Origin of the sequence: Microbacterium sorbitolivorans, from assembly GCF_003327285.1 — a bacterium.
GTDB lineage: Bacteria > Actinomycetota > Actinomycetes > Actinomycetales > Microbacteriaceae > Microbacterium > Microbacterium sorbitolivorans.
The window spans coordinates 1-17,360 of record NZ_KZ848474.1 but is presented as its reverse complement, the minus strand read 5'-3'; the positions used below and the strand labels follow the sequence as shown (position 1 = coordinate 17,360).

General features: G+C 60.2%; 14 protein-coding genes. 11 read left to right on the top strand and 3 right to left on the bottom strand.

All coding sequences use genetic code 11. The features are described 5' to 3' along the window. Positions 1 to 20 precede the first annotated feature (20 nt). From DTO57_RS05905 to DTO57_RS05895, 3 genes are all read right to left on the bottom strand, one after another. Positions 21 to 2,105 carry an acyltransferase family protein gene (locus DTO57_RS05905; protein ID WP_114117316.1) on the bottom strand — a complete coding sequence of 695 codons (2,085 nt, stop codon included), beginning with the start codon at positions 2,103 to 2,105 and terminating at the stop codon, positions 21 to 23. A 78-nt stretch (positions 2,106 to 2,183) separates the two neighbouring features. Then, positions 2,184 to 2,438 carry a hypothetical protein gene (locus DTO57_RS05900; RefSeq protein WP_162785676.1) on the bottom strand — a complete coding sequence of 85 codons (255 nt, stop codon included), beginning with the start codon at positions 2,436 to 2,438 and terminating at the stop codon, positions 2,184 to 2,186. Positions 2,439 to 2,447: 9 nt separating this feature from the next. After that, a complete protein-coding gene (locus tag DTO57_RS05895) occupies positions 2,448 to 3,398 on the bottom strand; it encodes a glycosyltransferase (protein ID WP_114117314.1) in 951 nt (316 codons plus the stop codon). 106 nt (positions 3,399 to 3,504) lie between these two features. Here DTO57_RS05895 and DTO57_RS05890 point away from each other — a divergent pair, with 106 nt between their 5' ends. From DTO57_RS05890 to DTO57_RS05840, 11 genes are all read left to right on the top strand, one after another. After that, positions 3,505 to 5,589 (top strand): acyltransferase family protein, encoded by a 2,085-nt coding sequence (locus tag DTO57_RS05890; protein ID WP_162785675.1) that lies wholly within the window; start codon positions 3,505 to 3,507, stop codon positions 5,587 to 5,589. 147 nt (positions 5,590 to 5,736) lie between these two features. Continuing rightward, entirely contained in the window at positions 5,737 to 6,786 is a 1,050-nt protein-coding gene (locus DTO57_RS05885) for a glycosyltransferase (RefSeq protein WP_114117312.1), read from the top strand. A gap of 13 nt (positions 6,787 to 6,799) precedes the next feature. Beyond that, the gene (locus DTO57_RS05880; protein WP_114117311.1) at positions 6,800 to 7,828 is read left to right on the top strand and encodes a glycosyltransferase family 4 protein; all 1,029 of its coding nucleotides are present in this window, start codon (positions 6,800 to 6,802) and stop codon (positions 7,826 to 7,828) included. Next, positions 7,825 to 8,877, top strand: coding sequence for a polysaccharide pyruvyl transferase family protein (locus DTO57_RS05875; protein ID WP_114117310.1), 1,053 nt, complete (start codon positions 7,825 to 7,827; stop codon positions 8,875 to 8,877). The genes DTO57_RS05880 and DTO57_RS05875 overlap by 4 nt, the downstream gene beginning before the upstream one ends. Positions 8,878 to 8,879: 2 nt before the next feature. Further along, on the top strand, positions 8,880 to 9,740 hold the full coding sequence (locus tag DTO57_RS05870) for a glycosyltransferase family 2 protein (RefSeq protein ID WP_114117309.1): 861 nt from the start codon (positions 8,880 to 8,882) through the stop codon (positions 9,738 to 9,740). Positions 9,741 to 9,850: 110 nt separating this feature from the next. Beyond that, positions 9,851 to 10,915: a glycosyltransferase family 4 protein gene (locus tag DTO57_RS05865; RefSeq protein WP_162785674.1), complete on the top strand. Its 1,065-nt coding sequence runs from the start codon at positions 9,851 to 9,853 to the stop codon at positions 10,913 to 10,915. Between the two features lie 74 nt (positions 10,916 to 10,989). After that, positions 10,990 to 12,246, top strand: coding sequence for a polysaccharide pyruvyl transferase family protein (locus DTO57_RS05860; protein ID WP_114117307.1), 1,257 nt, complete (start codon positions 10,990 to 10,992; stop codon positions 12,244 to 12,246). A 124-nt stretch (positions 12,247 to 12,370) separates the two neighbouring features. Next, positions 12,371 to 13,816 carry a lipopolysaccharide biosynthesis protein gene (locus DTO57_RS05855; RefSeq protein WP_114117306.1) on the top strand — a complete coding sequence of 482 codons (1,446 nt, stop codon included), beginning with the start codon at positions 12,371 to 12,373 and terminating at the stop codon, positions 13,814 to 13,816. A 530-nt stretch (positions 13,817 to 14,346) separates the two neighbouring features. Further along, positions 14,347 to 15,729, top strand: a complete 1,383-nt coding sequence (locus DTO57_RS05850; RefSeq protein ID WP_162785673.1) for an O-antigen ligase family protein — start codon at positions 14,347 to 14,349, stop codon at positions 15,727 to 15,729. A gap of 251 nt (positions 15,730 to 15,980) precedes the next feature. After that, a complete protein-coding gene (locus DTO57_RS05845; RefSeq protein WP_114117838.1) occupies positions 15,981 to 16,472 on the top strand; it encodes a VOC family protein in 492 nt (163 codons plus the stop codon). A 10-nt stretch (positions 16,473 to 16,482) separates the two neighbouring features. Then, positions 16,483 to 17,232, top strand: coding sequence for a MerR family transcriptional regulator (locus tag DTO57_RS05840; RefSeq protein ID WP_114117304.1), 750 nt, complete (start codon positions 16,483 to 16,485; stop codon positions 17,230 to 17,232). Positions 17,233 to 17,360: the final 128 nt, after the last annotated feature.

Genomic DNA, 17,360 nt, shown 5'->3' with positions numbered 1-17,360 from the left:
AGGGGGCGGCTGTATGTTCCTCACTCGCCCAGCACGCCTGCTTCCTCGAGGCGGTCGCGCAGGAGCGGGGCCAGGAGCGCCGAGTACTGGCGGGTCATGTGGATGTCGTCGCGCATCGTGGGTGTCGATCCCACGAAGGCCGGGCAGCTACCGTCGACGCAGAACCACTCCTCGGTCGTGAGGTAGGTGGCGCCCGCGTCGGCGACGGCGGCCGCCGCGCCCTCGGTCACCTCGCGGTACAGGTCGTCGACGGTGTGCACGCAGTCGGCCGGCACGCTTCCGGCGACCGAACAGCCGATCTGCTCTTCTCGGCGCGGGGGAGAGACGATGAAGACCACGTCGTCCGTCACCTGCTTCAGCTTGCTGGCGAGCTTCTCGGTCTCGAACGCCCAGCGGTATGAGCCGCCACCGTCGAGCGCATCGGCGGGCGGATCCAGGTGGTAGACGCCCGTGTAGAGGTTGCTGACGATGATGAGATCCGGGTCGAGCGCGCGGGCCTCGTCGAGCGCGGCCGGTTTGTGGGCCTCGCACGCTTCCTTCGCCTCGTCGCTGTCGTACCAGCGGGTGATGTCGACCTGGTAGCAGCCGGCCATCATGAGCCCCTTGACGTTCCAGTCGTCGCCGAGCGCCTTGCGGATCATCGGGAGCAGCACAATCGAGGTCGAGTCGCCCATCACGACGGCGGTGTGCGTCGCGCCCTCGTGCGTAAAGTTGCACGCCGACGGATCCGCGAGGTCTACCTTGCTGCAACCCTCCTGATCTTCCTCGGGCAGGCCGAGGGTGGCGACATCGGCCATCGTCGGTGTGAGCTGCGGCCACTCGGTGTCGTGCAGGGCCTCGCGCAGTTCGGTCTCGACCTGCTCTTGGGTGGTGAGGGGCATGGCCAGGCCGATGGACGTCGTGCCAATGGCGGCCAGGGGCGCGGGGGCGAGCGCGGTCGCCGCGACTCCCGCGGCCACCGCCACCGCGGTGACGCCCGTCGCGGCCCACGAGAGGCGGCCGCTGTCACTCGTGAGCCAGCGCGCTCGCCGCAGCGGGTTCTCGATCAGGTAGTACGTGGCGATCGCGAGCACGAAGGTTATGGCGAGCACCGCGACGAGAAACTTGCGCTGGTGCACCGTGACGATCGTGCCGAGGAAGACGATGACAGGCAGGTGCCAGAGGTAGAGCGAGAACGACCAGTCGCCGATCGCGACCGACGCCTTGTTCGTCAGCGGCCACAGCTCGGGCTGGCGTCCTCCCGTGCCGGCGATGATGATCGCGGCCGTCGCGAGGGTCGCGGGCAGCGCGCCCGGCACGGGCATCCCGCCCTCGTCGAGCAGGAGGAACGATGCGCATAGCGCGAGGATGCCGAACCACGCGAGCGGAGCGCGCCACTCGTCGCGCATGCGCTCGAACACGGGCCCGGCGACGGCGACGAGCGCGCCGAGCGCCAGCTCCCACGCGCGGGTGAGCGACGAGAAGTAGGCGACCGTCGGCTGCGCGCCGGTCTGCCAGAACCCCCAGGCGAGGGATCCGGCAACCACAATCGCGAGAACCGCGCCGATAACAACGCGCACGCGGGCACCGCGGCGGATCGCGATGAAAGCCGCGAGGGCGAGGATCGCGGGCCAGATCAGATAGAACTGCTCCTCGACGCCGAGCGACCAGTAGTGCTGGAGGGGCGACGTCTCGCCGGTGTCTGCCCAGTAGTCGACGCCCTCGGCGGCGAAGCGCCAATTGCCGACGAAGAAGAACGAGGCGACCGCATCGAAGCCGATCTGGCGGGCGCGCTCGCCGCCGAAGACGAGCCAGCTCGCCACGACGGTCACCGCAAGGACGAGCGTCGCCGCAGGGAAGATGCGCTTGACGCGGCGGCGGTAGAAGTCGGCGAACGAGATGCGGTCCGTGCGTTCGTGCTCGCGCAGGAGAAGCGCGGTGATGATGAAGCCGGACACGACGAAGAAGACGTCGACGCCGAGGAAGCCACCGCGGGGCCATCCCATCGCGTGGTTGGCGATGACCGCGAGAACGGCAACGGCCCGCAGGCCCTGCACATCGAGCCGACGGTGGTGTTGAGCTACTGGCGCCGCCTCGACGCGGGCGCTCGTCGTCGACGCGAGCATGATGAATATTCTACGAGGCCCCGGAACCGTTTCTGAAAGCGGGTCGGGAGCCCATGCTCAGGTGCAAAGGCGCGGCCGTTACGCCGGTCGCACGCTCAGCGCCTGCCAGCCCTCGGGTGCGCAGGTGTAGGCGTCTTCGATGCGCTCGACGGTCACGGCCTTGGTCTCGGTCGAGCGAGCGATCGCCACGAAACGCTTGCGGTCGGTGTCAACCAGCTCGTAGCCCTCGGGCAGCAGACGCGCGGCATCCTCGAGGAAGTAGTCGAGGCCATCGCGGTCGGGAACGTCGAACTCGATCGTTGCCGTGGAGCGGATCATGACGGTATAGGGCACGGTTCGAGCCTATGCCAGCCGCTTCAACACATCATCAACGGTGCGGGCCGTGACGTCCCAGTCGTATCGCCCCACGGGGGCGTCGACGCGGGTGGGGGAGGAGAGCGCCTCGGCGAATGCCGAACCCCACTCCTCGACATCGTGGGATCCGTTGACAGCCCAGCCGCGCCCCTCGGCGGTCTCCGCGACGGCGGAACAGCCCGACCAGTAGATGACCGGCGTGCCGGTCATGATGCTCTCGAGCGGAGGCAGGCCGAAGCCTTCGAGCGTCGACGGCATGACCGTCGCCGCGGCACCGCGGTACTGGATCGCGAGGGCGTCGTCGTCGAGCGAATCGAGGAACGTCAGCTGCGACGCGACGCCGTGCGCGTCGGCGACGCTCCGCGCCTCGGCGTGCTCGCCGGCCGGGATCAGCAGGCGCATCTCGGCGTCGGGCACGTGCTGCAGGGCTTCGATCGCGGTGCGGAGGTTCTTGTGCTCGCGCATGTTGCCGACGTAGAGCAGATAGGGCTTGTCGGGCGAGACGAGCTCGACGCCGGGATGGAACGCGGCAGATGCGCCGAGGCCGGCGTTGACGACCTCGACCTTTGGATCCCGGATCCAGTTTTCGATCTCACGCTTCGACGTCTCGGAGACGGTGATGACGGCACCGGTGCGGCGGATCACGGGCTTCGCGACGAGGTTGTAGAACGCGAGGTACTTCGCCCGCCCGGGCCACGCGGTCTTCAGATGGATGCGATCGTGCACGGTGATGAGCTCACGCTCGGCGCGGGCGAGGGCGTTGTACCCGGGGGAGTAGATGAGCCCCTTGGGCACGGATGCGAAGGTCCCGGGCCCGGGAAAGGTCGACCCCGTCAGGGGTAGGTCTTCGGCCTCAACGGTGAGCCGAGAGGTCACCTCGGTCGCGTAGCGCCCAATGCCATGCTGCCCCGCCCACCGGCGATCGATCCAGGTTGTCACGTAGGTCAGTTTAGGTGGGTGGCGACCCCATCAGATGCGGAGCTCATCTTCGATGAGCGTTAGCAGATGAATTGCGGAGTGCACCGCGTCGGATATGATCGCTCGCGTGGCATCAGTACAGTCAAAGGGTCTGAGAACAGATATCCAAGCGTTGCGAGCGTTCGCCGTCCTTGTAGTTCTTCTCAATCATTTATGGCCCAACCACCTAAGCGGTGGATTCATTGGTGTTGATGTCTTCTTCGTAATCTCTGGGTACCTGATTACTGCGCACCTCTTCAGAGAACATGACCGATCGGGTAAGATCGCACTCGGATCGTTTTGGGCTCGGCGAGCAAAAAGGCTTTTGCCAGCCGCGCTGCTCGTTCTTGTCGTTTCGGCGATTCTTGCATTCATATTTATACCGGCGCCTCGGCACCAAAACGATTTCATTCAGATCGGCTGGGCGGCGATGTACGTCCTCAACTGGGCGCTCTCGTCGCAGTCCCTCGACTACTTTGCCCAGGAAGACGGGCAGACGCTCGTCGTTCATTACTGGTCGCTATCGGTTGAAGAGCAGTTCTATATTTTCTGGCCGATCCTTTTGACTGTGGTCTTTTTCCTGGTGAGGTCGAGTTCGAAGAAGAAGCGTGCTGGCGTGGTTGCTAGTACGATTTTGATCGTAATCGGTTCATCCTTTGCCTATGCCGTTTGGGGAGTGGCCACTCGCCCAGAGGCTGTCTACTTTGAGACGACCGCCCGGGCGTGGGAGTTCGCTGTCGGTGCACTGCTTGCGCTTTTGCCGACGGTATCGCTCATCTGGAAACGTCGCTTGATTCCTCTGGTTTGGGTTGCCTGGCTTGGTTTGGGGGTGAGTTCGCTCGTCCTGGATGGGGAGTCTGGCGTGCCTGGCTTCGTAGCACTTCTTCCAGTCTTTTCGGCGGCACTCATTATCCTGGTTGGCGAAGGGGAAGGTGCGCTTTCTCCGGCTAGGGTTACGTCGTTGAAGCCAATTCAATGGCTCGGAGACGTAAGTTATTCTGCTTACCTCTGGCACTTTCCGTTAATCGTTGTAGCTCCATTTGTTCTTGGAAGATGGGTCACTGCGACTGAGAAGCTCGTGATCCTGGCTTTGGCGTTGATTCTGGCTGATCTCACGAAGCGGTTCATCGAGGATCCGATGAGGTTCGTAGCGTTGGCGCGGGTATCGCCGAGGGCAGTGCTGAGCGGCGCCCTGGCTTCCATGATCGTGATCGGTGGTGGGCTCACGGGTGGGACCACCTTCTATCGAGCGCAAGCCGAGGCGGCTGCCACGCAGCTTCTTGCGGAGGCCCAGGAGGCTGGTGCGGAGTGCTTTGGCGCACAGGCGGTCTTGAGTGGCGAAGAATGTCCGGCTTCGCACGTATTGGCAGATCCCGCATATCTGAATGCATCGCCGGAGGAAACCCTTAGCGAAGATGATGCCGAACTGGGCGGGCTGTCATGCGTTAACGAAGAACATGGGGACGGCGTCGTACGAGTGTGCGTCGAAGATTATCTACCTACGGACTCGGCTGGCGAAATTGCTCTCATCGGCGATTCGCATCTAATGGTTTGGCGCGACGCGATTCGCGCGACTGCCCAGGACCTGGACATGCATGTGCGAACCTATTTCAAGCCTGGTTGCCCGCCTTCTCTCAACCTAGAACTTCAGACGAAGGGTGGCGCTGATCCTGTTGAGTGCACAGCTTGGAAGACGCCTGCGATTGAGGAAATCGCGAATGATCCTGACATCGACGTAGTGGTTACGTCGGCATGGTCCGATTCTTATCGGACCCCCGACGGGACGGACGATGACGGATCGGGTTATGTAGAGGCCTGGCAGATGTGGCTCGATGCAGGCAAGCAGGTAATTGTGCTGAACGATACCCCTAGGCTTCGCAGCACGATTGCGGACTGTATTTTGGAGGACGGTGTAGATTCCATCGACCCTTGCTCGAGACCTCGTGATGAGGCCGTGAGTGAGACTGTGCTTCAGCGTGCCGCACAGGAGATCGTCAGTGACAATTTTGTGATCGTGGACTACACGGACGTGCTCTGTGACGAACAGCGCTGTCATTCGGTCGTGGGTGGGATTCCTGCGTATCGGGACTCGCACCACCTCTCAATCCCACTTACGCGCTCCTTCGGTACACAGGCGTTGCGCACCGAGTTGGAATCCGCGACCACGGACTAGGGGCTGGTTGACGGCGGGACGGGCCGTCCGTTGACGTCCGGAATTTACGGCGCTGGCCAGGCTCCAGTCGCCCCCAGCCCCACTTGTTACACTCAGGTCACGATTGGGCATGTCAGGCCCGGGGAGAACTGATTGGGCCAAACGAGCATGCAGACACGCATCCTTCATGTCACGCAGGTGTACGCGGGAGGCATCAGCCGCGCGATCACGTCGCTGATCGAGCTGTCGCCCGAAGCTGAACACCACCTTCTCTGGGCCGGCAACGAGGAGCCTGCGGCGGATGTGCCATACGCGAGCGTCCACACGATGCCGCAATCGCCGAAGCAGATGATGACGGCGATCAAGCGCGTTCGCGAGGTTGTGCAGGAAGTCAAGCCCGATGTCGTGCACGCGCACTCGAGCTTTGGGGGTGTCTACGCCCGCCTCGCCAACCTTGACGTGCCGGTCTATTACGAGCCGCACTGCTACAAGTTCGACGACATGCAGCAGTCTTCTGCCAAGCGCGCCGTGTTCCGCCTCGCAGAGAAGGTGCTCGCGAAGCGTTCGGCAGCGACGGTCGTCCTGTCGCCTCACGAGGAAGCGCTCGCCAAGGCGCTCGACTCCAAGGCGGTGACGCACTTCCTGCCCAACGTGGCAACGATCCAGCCGTCTGATCGGTTCCCCGCTGTTGGCTGGGCCACTGAGCGAAACGTCTTCATGATCGGCAGGCTCACGGGCCAGAAAGACCCGGGCTACTTTGCACAGGTCGCGGAAGAGACCTTGAAGCTCGACCCGACGGTCACCTTCCGCTGGCTCGGTGACGTCGACGGTGAAGATGATGGCTCGGGCGAGGCCGCCCGCCAGCGCCTCACCACCGCGGGCGTCGACGTACTTGGCTGGCTGAACGGTGACGCACTCGCAGAAGAGCTTTCGCGTCCCGCGCTCTACTTCCACTCAGCTCACTACGAGGGCTTCCCGCTCAGCGTGCTCGACGCGGCGGCATTCGAGCACCCTCTCGCAGTGCGGTCGATCCCGACGTTCAACGGCATGCAGATCCCAGAGGCGCATTCGCCGCAGGAATCCGCCCGCCTCATCCTCGACATCCTCAACGACGGATCCGCGCGTGCGCGTGCCGTCGACGCAGCCAGCCACCTGAACAACACGATGAACCGCGAAGCCCAGCGCGCTGCATTGCAGGCGCTCTACGCGGCCGTCTGAGAAAGCCTGACATATGCGCATCCTGATGCCCAGCCGCATCCTTGACCGCCACACGGGCGGTAACACAACGTACGCACGACAGATTGCCGCCGGACTTACCTCCCGCGGAATCGACGTTGCCAAGATGCCGGCGCGGAGCCACCCGGTGCTCACGATGCTCCAGGAGACGGTGACAGGCCTCCAGCGCGGTCAGGCTGGTGATGTCCTTCACTATGTTGCAGACACCGGCCCCCTGATTAAGGTTCGCCGTCCGTCGGTCGTCACCGTTCATGGTGTGGCGAGCCGTTGGATTGATGTTGCTCGCAATGCTCGGCAGGAGAAGGTCTGGCGTACGCGCGTTCAGCGTGCGATTGATTCGACCGATCACGTGATCACGGTCTCGAACTCGAGTGCCGATGATGTTCATGAAATCTTCGGTGTCGACCGCGATCGGCTCACCACGATCGAGCACGGTATCGACATCGCGACGTTCGCGACGCCGACCGAGCTCTCGCCCGAGACCAGGGCGCTGATCCCCGAGAAGTTTGTCTTGTACCTCGGCAACATCGAGCCCCGCAAGAATCTGCCGTCGCTCGTCAAAGCATTCGCAACGCCCGAGGTGCGAGCGCTGGGCCTCAAGCTCGTCGTGGCAGGTAAGCCGGCGTGGAATGCCGATGAGATCGTGAAGGTGCTCGACGCTTCCCCCGACGTGATTCGCCTTGGGTTTGTGTCCGACGAAGACCGCCGCGCGCTGATGCAGGCTTGCACCGTGTTCGCATTCCCGAGCCTTTACGAAGGCTTTGGGTTCCCTGTCCTCGAGGCGATGGCTGCGGGCACAGTGGTGGTCACGTCTGACCGCGGATCCCTCGCGGAAGTAGCCGGCCCGGCGATCCGTTTCGAGTCGCTCGAGATCGACGCGATCGCGCAGGGTATCGTCACTGCCGTGGCAGATGAGTCGGCGCGTAAGAAGGCGCTCGCAGAAGGCGGTGACTGGGTCTCGAAGTTCACCTGGGATGCCAGCGTCGAAAAGCACATTGAGGTCTATAAGAAGGTGCTCGGATGAGCGCGCGCGTCTTGATCCTGCATGGCTACTCGGCGGAGAACGCCGGCGACGGCCTGCTTGTACGCGAGACTCTCGAGCTCGTCCGCGAGGCACTGGGGGACGACGCGGAGATCACACTCCTCGCGTCGCGTCCTGAGACGTTCAACGATCTCGGAGTCTCGGCGCTACCGACCGTGCCGACAAAGCGCGGCTGGGATCCTCGGACGAAGGACGTTTTGAAGCGCATCGATGAGTACGACATCGCGGTCGCCGTGGGCGGCGGTTATCTTCGCGCTGGAACGCTGGTCGAGACGCTTAAGACCGCTCTCGTGCACGCGCCGCAGCTGAAGGCAGCGGCGCGTACGTCGACCCCCACGATTTACCTGCCGCAAAGCATCGGGCCCGCCCGTTTCGGCACTCGCGGATGGGTGCAGCGAAAGCTGGCAAAGATCGACACCGTCATGGTTCGCGACGACCGCACAGTTGCTGAGGTCGGTGGCCCCACGACGCAGCGTCGTCCGGATCTGGCCACTGCCGCAGTGGTGAATGGACGCCAGCCGGGTGCTGACGTTGACCCCACTCCTGTGCTCTCGATCCGCGCCGTGCACGGCAAGATTAACCCTGACATTTACCGTCTCGCGGAGCAGATCGCTCCGTACGACGGGTACATCCAGAGCACAGTCGGCGGCAACGACGACCGCCCCGCATCGGCGACGCTGTCGCCGCGCGGGGTCGTCGAACGTTCCACGCTTATGACGCCGGGTGGCACCCCGCGCGTAGTCGTAGCGGTCAGGCTCCACGCGGCGCTGATGGCTCTGGCTGCAGGACACTATGTTGTGCACCTCGCGTACGAACGTAAGGGGTTTGGTGCCTTTGGCGATCTTGGGATCAGTCCGTGGGTTCACACTGTGAACTCGTTTAACGTCGAGACAGTTGTACGACAAGTAAAGGACCTGCTGAATGACCCGGCCGTGCGTGCAGACTACGATGCGAGAATCGGGCGTGCTACGCAAGACATCTCCAAGTCACGCGCACAGATCGTTGAAGAGATCCGTGAGGTGATCAGCTAAACATGGCAACGTCCACAAATGACGAGCTGAGCGTCGTCATCCCCGCCTACAACGCCGCGAAAACAATTGCAGCGGCTATCGTGTCTGCTCGCACGGCTGGTGCTTCTCACGTGATCGTCGTCGATGACGGTTCTTCCGACGACACTGCAACTCTCGCCGCGGATGCGGGAGCGGAAGTCATGGTGCAAGAAAACGCCGGCGCATCCGCAGCACGAAGTCGGGGCGCGAAGAAAGTGGCGACGAAATACGTCACGTTTCTCGATGCCGACGACGAGCTGCTACGCGACGGAGTCCAGCGATCGATTGAGCTACTCGAAGCTGACGAAACGCTCGCGGTAGCTGCTGGACGCGTAATGGGATTTGTGGGCGGAGGTGAGGCAACGCTGCTTCCGCAAACGTTTACGGAAGTCAATACGAAGACTCTTTTGGTCACGGGATATGGTCCTTGGCCCCCGGGGGCCGCCGTGCAACGAGCAGCACTTATGCGGCGAGCAGAAGAAATCGAGCCTCCGGCGTTGCGTCCGCGATTTGCCGAAGACTACGAGCTACTCATAAGAATGAGCCTCGTTGGAGGTATCGTGCGACACGACATCCCGTCGATGCGATACGAAATGGCTGGCGGTAAATCTGCGAAGTCCGCTGGATCAGCGCTGGCATGCAAAGAAGCAATTCGTGAACACTATGCGGTGCCGCTCGGAATCGGTATTCAACTAATGTCGCGAATGAGAATGCGTGCGGCCGCGAACAAGCGAGTGGCCCGAGGCCACAAAATTGCTGGACGCCGAGCCAAGGCTGCGATCTACATGGCGACTGCCTATGCTCAGGGTGTGGTCTCGTTGTTTGAACGAGGTCGATCCGTATGAAAATGATTACGTTGCCTATGTGTAATTTAACTCTAGAATTGAATCCCGTTGAGTAATGTGGATGAGGTAGTTCCCTTTGCTCGGGGACGCATGAACAAGGATAAGTGCCAGTGAAACTTCTCATTATTACGAAAGACTTCCCTGATAATTCAACGGGGCGAACTTACGTGTTGTGGGCGCTCGCACGGTTTCTTGGGTGGGAAGCAAAGGTCGTCTCTACACGTGACGGTGAGGTATGGGGACCTGTCGCGACGCCAGAGTTCGTAGGCGCCTGCGAGAGCATTCCCGAGGGAGATTCAAGGTGGAATTCCTACGCTGCCGAAGCGGACCTCACGATTGCGGCGAAGCCGCTTCCAGGCACGCTTGGGTTTGCGCACGAGCTCGTAGGTAAGGTCGGTCGACCGTTGCTCGTGGATATTGATGATCCAGATATTGAGGCAGTGCTCTCGCAAGGCAAGCCTCTGCGGGCCCTCGTGAAGATGGTTCGCGGTGGAAGCTACTGGCCGACCCGTCGGCTGGTGCCACTAGTCAAGAAATACCCTGTGATGGTGTCGAACCCTGCGCTTCAGAAACGATACGGAGGCGTGTTAGTCCCTCACGCACGTGTCGACTCAGGTGCTGGATCACCGCATACAACAGGGGAGCCGACGATCGCGTTCGTGGGCACGAACCGACCACACAAGGGAGTTGAGGTTCTTCGCGAATCGGCTCGAACCGCAGGCCCCACTCCGATGTCCTTGACCATCACTGACATCGCCCCTGAGGACGCCACGCCGAACGAGAATTGGGTTGGGCAAACTTCCCTTTCGCGCGGCGTCGACATCGTCAAGCAATCAGATATTGTCGTTATCCCGAGCGTCCGTACGAGCGCGTATTCGGCGGCTCAGCTGCCAGTCAAAATTATCGATGCAATGCTCGCAGGGAGAGCGATCGTGGTCTCTGACTTCGAACCGCTTGCGTGGGCCATCGGTGACTTCGGGATTGTTGTTCCTCCGGGGGACGTAGCGCGCCTGTCGCTAGCACTTGAGGAACTGAGAGACCCCGCACGCCGTGCCGACCTTGGGGGCCGTGCTCGTGAGCGGGCGCTCGCGACGTTCACAGTGCCATCTGTTGCGAGCCAATTTGCAGAAGCGTGCAGGGGCGCCGTCGCGGCCGATGCGGATCGTGGAGAGTGAAAGACTGTGGCAACGAAAACGCACAATGGCGGACTTCTTGACGTGAGTCGACAAGCTAGTAGTAAGGGATTTTGATGACTTCGAAGGCCACGGGTGTTTTGGTAGGCGCCTACGAGCGGGATAATTTCGGGGATATCTTGTTCCTCGAACAGACACGTCACTATCTAAGGGACGTGAAGACGATCGCAACAGCACCCGTGCCAGCGGACACAACGCCTTGGGGCGGTGACGTCGTTGACTCCTATTTGACGCACGCGAGTCGAAGCGATGTGAACTTTCTGTGGACCGTTGGCGGTGAGGTTGGCGGGACGTCGGTGGCGCAGGCTTATGAGATGGCACGTCAAGGCGATCTTCCACAGCAAGCTGCCCCTGAAGAGAACGAGCTACTTCCTGGATACGCTTCGCCGTACCTTCCCCGACCAACGCGATTTCCTGCATTTACGAGTTCGCAATCGATCATCAACTCGGTTGGCTTATCAGCTGCGAAGGGGCTAACTGGCCTTCATCGAGTTGAAACTTGGCAAGCGCTACACGAGGCAACCTTCATATCCGTGCGAGATAGCCCTTCATCTAGTTTCTTGAAAAGGCTCGGAATCGAGCACGAGGTTGCGCCGGACTTGGTTCACTCAATGCGATTGACGCATGAAGTTCGGGATGAGCTTAGGAATGTTGCTCTTGTTCAGGCAAAGGTGAAATTCATTCATGAAATCGGCATTGAAAACTTCGCTCGAGCGCTGCTCAACGCGAATTCTCTAAAGAGCTACCACATTCGATTCTTCTCCGCCGGAGAGGCCCCTGGCCACGACTCGACAGAGACTCTCGAGACACTCGCCTCCAAGGTGAATGAACTCAGCCACGGAACACGCGCAGACGTATCGACCGCTAAGACCGCGCGAGAGAAGTTTGACGAGATTTCTCGTTGCGGGCTCTGGATCGGTACGTCGCTTCACGGCTACATTATTTCCACCTCCTTTGGTGTACCACGCATCGGCCTGTTCATTGAAAAACTCAATCGATACGCATCGACATGGCAGGTGCCATACCCGACCGGCGTGAAGATTGGGGATCTTGATCGCGCGGTCGAAGGAGCTTTGGCGAGTGGTATGAACCGGGATTCGATGGTGCTCGCGGACGAACTTGCCGCTCGCGCGGACCAAAATGCACGGACGGCGGTTGAATTTGCCTTGCGTGGTGACGATCCTTCCCGCGACATTGAACTGGCGAGGCGCCGGATAGAGCGAATGACACCGACGAGAGCCTCGTTGGAACGCACCGCAAAGTCGTTGCGCGATGCCGGCGCGCGCTTTTACCACTCCGTGCGGGGCAGCTAAATGGTCATATGTGATCGTCCGAAATTAGCTCCAAGTATTGTGTGAAATTTGAGTATCGAATGACGCTGGTTGTCGATGTTCGCCTGAAAGCAAGGCACGGTTTGTTCGCTAGAAAGGTGAACTGATGTCCAGTCAAGCGCCTCGAGCGCCTCGTGGTGCACGTATCCTCATGCTGGCCCAAGTCGCAAAGGCTGGCACGCTGTTTCTGGGCGTTATCTTTCTGTCACGCTTACTCTCGCCGACAGAATTCGGTCTAGTCGCTGTTCCTATATCATTGGTCGGTATCGGTGAGATTCTGCGCGATATGGGCTTATCGACGGCTGCGACTACTCATCCGAACTTAAGTAACGCGGTGCGGGACGTACTTTTTTGGTTGAATGTTGCAATTGCTGTCGCCTTGTCTATAATTGTAATAGTCATCGCGCCGATTCTCGCGGGAATTTTTGATAACCCGGCAATTTCCGAGGTTCTTCCTTGGCTCTGCATTGTATTTTTGGCGAATGGGTTGGCGGCCCAATATCGAGCAGATCTAACTCGCAGGATGAAATTTGGCGCGATGGCGCTCGCGGATTCGGCTGGATCGCTAGGGGGCGTCTTCGCCGCGATCATTGGCGCGTATCTTGGTGCGTCTTATTGGGCTCTGATTATTCAGCAGGCAACAAATGCAGCGTTGGTTATGTTGATCCTAATTGCTGCAGGCCGTTGGATTCCAAAACTACCTACTCGAACCGGCGAAGCGCGTGGGATCCTGCGGTTCGGGATAAACGTGTCCGTATCTCAAGCACTGATCTACGCTGGTAATAACGTCGACACATTGGCGCTGGGCTACTGGTCGGGAAGTCGTCAGCTCGGTTACTACACGCGTTCATTTCAGCTGTCAGTTCAACCGTTTGTTCTGCTGAAGCAGCCGGCAAATTCGGTGGCATTGCCGTTGCTGTCAAGGCGTGCGGCGGCGGGCTCAGGGTTGCTTAGTGCGGCGCTCTTGGGTCAGAAGATCGTTGCATACACTATTGTTCCAGCCGCGCTCCTCTTGGCAGCGTGCTCTGGGCCATTGGTTGTGATTCTTCTTGGTGAGCAGTGGGTATCTGCAGTTCCGATTGTGTCGCTGCTGGCGATCGCATCGGCCATCCAACAAGTAGTTTCTGTGAGCAACTGGTTAATGCTTGCTACACACGCTGGTGCGACGTTGCGCCGCTATAGTCTAGTTTCACTTGTGATTAAGGTGATTGCGATTCTTCTGACTGCACCACACGGTCCAGTCGCAACGGCTACCGGTTATCTTGTGGCGGCTGCTGTGTCTTCTCCACTCGCGCTTTGGTGGGCGTGTAGGGCGGCACACGTCTCATTGGTAGACGTTTTCAAGTCGATGAGTCGCCCTGTGGTCGTCGGCACGCTGGCGACGATCTCGGGCCTCCTGGCGTCGGCAGCCACAATCGGATTCTCTTTGGCTGTGTGGACGACTGCGAGCTGCGTTGCATTCCTCCTGGTCTATGTTGCCGCATTGTCGATTAAACCTGTGCGGCGTGATCTTCAAGATGTCATCTCCGTATTGCTACGTCGTAGTCGGTAGGTGCTCATGAGCATCGTGAGCGGGCATAAGCTCGAACCGCACCGCTGGGCCGCCAACCGCGTTCGCCGGTCGCGGGCCGGTAGCCAGGCCAGCAGGAACAGACTCCTCGTCACGGTGAAAGATGTGCTGGCTGCGCTTGGAATCTATGGCGCGGGTCGCGCGGCATGGGAGCTCCCAGGCTCTGGCAGCAGTGACTGTGAGCCGCTAGCACCATGCCAGCGTCGACTTAACACCCGGGCGTCACACGAGATGTGTTTGTGTGGCACATTCGTTTCGCGGTGCTCTACGGAAGTACACTCCGGTGGAGGAAAGTTCACCACGTATCTATCTACCACGCTCGGATGGTCGGCCAATTATTCGAGGAATCGCTGTGGCTACAGCGATTTCCGCGTGAGAATCTACGCCGGACCGCCACGAGATCCGTTACCATAGTGGATATCTTTCTATGACGCGGACAGTCGCGTGGAATAGTCAGTTTGACTGGAACGGCTGGATGACTTGCAACATGAGTATGGGAGTTTGAGCGAACTGTGGATGTGACGTGGCGGACGAGACTGTTTGGCGACGGAATTGGTTCACGGCAGTACCGATCTCAGGCGTTGTCCATTCGAATTGCACTTCTCGGCGTGTTGTTTATCCCGTTGCAGCAAGCTTTTACGGTTAATATTGGCTCACCGGTCAAGATCTCCGAAGTGATGTTTGGAATCGCAATCCTCGTGCGCGGATACGAGTTGCTGCGGGACCGCTCGGGGCTTAAATCTCCGTGGTTACGTGGAATTGTGCCAATGGCAGTGCTGGGGGTTGTGCTTAGTCTTGCTGTTTCGACAGCGAGTGCAATCGCTACCTCGGATTTCTCGGTGGCAATACCTGGTGTGTCGCGCTCTCCGATCGTGGACATAGGAATTTATGTCGTCTACGGCTGTTTTGCGATAGTCGTTTGGTTCCTGCTCCGAGGGGTGCGGTTCAACTTACTCACTGCTGTGCTTATTCAGTCGGTTTGGGTGTGCGGTGGTGCGGTGCTATTGCAAATCGTTTCACGCTTCACGCCGGGTCTAACGGGCTTCCTATCGAACGCGGGCTTTGCGATGGACCGGTGGGGGATCGCAGTCGGTGGTGTAACTTTTTTAAGAAATGGACCCTTCCTGGAAGGCCAGCAACTCGGGTTCTATGCTGGCGGACTGATTGTCCTCTCGCTTTTTGGTCGTAAATATTTCAGTGCAGCGGTTGCGATCGCCTGTGCGCTATGCTCGATGTCGACTACCGCTTTTATAGCGGTCGCCATTGCATTGTTGGCCACCGTCATTGCGAAGCCTAGCCGAACACTGTTGATTGCGTCTGGGGTTGCTCTAATCGTGGCGACGTTAACGGTTGTGGTGGTTGCGCCTTTGCGGGACGCATTCATTTTCCAATTGTCGAAGCTTAATCTATTTGGGTTGGGTGAACCTGCGCACACGGTTTCGCTAGGCGTGCGATCCGCGAAATCCGAGATTGGCTGGCGGATGATGTGGGACAACCCTCTAGGGGTTGGCCCGGGCCGGTTCGGGCTTCGTTTCCATGAATATGTAGATGAGTACGATGTTTTTTCAGACTATATTCGCGAAGGAAAAGGGCGTGCAATTGCGGAGAACGTTTATATTCAAATGGGCGCCGAGCTGGGTGTTCTTGGGCTTCTGGCGCTGGGAGTTCTGATTGCATCACTTCTAGTTATAACCTGGCGCCGAGGGCGCGGTATTTTCTCTCTAATGGTGTTCGTTGCCGTGGGCGTCGCAACCCAATCATCCTGGACCTTCTTGCCTATTTGGGTGTTCCTTGCGACCGCCGCATCAGCTGCAGATAGTTTTGGTCGCCGCGAGCGTCCGCTGGGCGCCACCGATTCACCGCGGCGGGCATACAGGATGGGCCTCAAACCGTGAGGTGATCGACGCTCGTTATGCGATCGGCTAAGGTCACGCGCGCGGCCGTCATTGGCTCTTTGTATTGATAGGGGCGAGCATTCTTGGAGCGGACGCGTAGTTGCTTGCTATTTCGCTGGGTCTTCGTCGATGTTGGTCTAGATGTTGCTGGCCATGAGGTTGTTGACGCCCGGTCTCTCGGGGGTTTGCGTTCTTTGTGATCGTGGTGCTGGCTTGACTCTGCCGTAACGTCAACCGGCAGGGTGGTGTTTATGACAGAACACAGCGGGCCGGCGATCGACCGGTCCATCTATGTAATGCCGATGTTCATGAACGTCGTGGTTAGCGATTTCACCGCGGTCGAGGCCATCTACGCGGCTGCGGGGTTTGTGACTCTGGCCACGATCCCTGGTCCGGGCGGTGTGCCTGCGCTGGTGCATCTGCGTAGGGAAAGGAACCAGGACATCCTCATGACCCAAGGCGCAGCGGTGCGCGGGTCGGTGTCTGCATCGTTCACAGCAGGGAACGTCGATTTGGGGGAGGTCGCTGAACGGCTTCGGTCGTCGGGAGCGGAGGTTACCGGGCCGGTCGATACTCCGTGGTTCACGACCGACGTCACGTTCACGGATGGAGACGGAAACACGGTCACATTGACTGCTCCCCGCGTGGCGGATCAGACCGCAGCCCGCGACTGGGCCAGCGATCAGATCATGGGCGACTTCGAGGTACCCGAGGCCGCAACTGCGGTGGGGAACGAGCGCTGAGGAGAACGCCATGACGGAGTGGCCGATCAGAGACCTCGCCAAGGCGACCGGCCTCACCAGCCGAACGCTTCGACACTACGAGCAGATCGGCCTTCTCCGTCCATCACGGGTGGCCGCCAACGGCTACCGCTTCTACGGAGAGGCCGAGATCTCACGCCTCTATCGAATCCTGTCGTTACGCGCGCTCGAACTCCCGCTTGCCACGATCCAACTCGCGCTCGACGACCACACGACGCTCGCTGACGCCATCGAGACCCATCTCACGCTTCTAGAGGAGCGTCGTGACAGAACCAATCAGCAGATCACCGTCGTCCGGCACACGCTCGATGCGGTGAGGAATGGCCAAGAAATGCCCATTGAAGAAGTATTCGCTGGCGTCGACCAAAGCCAGTACGAGGCCGAAGTGCGCACCCGTTGGGGGGACGCAGCATGGGAACGTTCTGCGAAGCGTCGCACCGATATGACCGACGATCAGCGCGAGGAAGACGACAAGCGAAGCCTCGACGTCAACGCGGCGCTGCGGGCGGCGGCCGAAGCTGGTGAGGATCCCAGCAGCGCGCTCTTCCAAGACTTGGTCTCAGAGCACCATCGGTGGGTTACCGCTTACTGGGGTGGGAAAGCGCCTGACCGCGCCGCCTACACCGGGCTCTCCGAGTTGTATGTCACCGACGCTCGTTTCGCCGCGACCTATGGCGGAGAGGACAACGCAGCAGCGATCCGAGACGCGATGCGGATCTGGATCAGAACCAACCTCGGATAAGGGGCTCTTCGCGTTTGAGGGTGTAGCGCGAGGCTGGATGCGCGGGCGGCGTGGCGGTCGCCGCAATGAGGTCGAGGTCTTCCGAAGATGGAAGTTCCTACACTCGCCCATCCGAAAGACCTCGACGT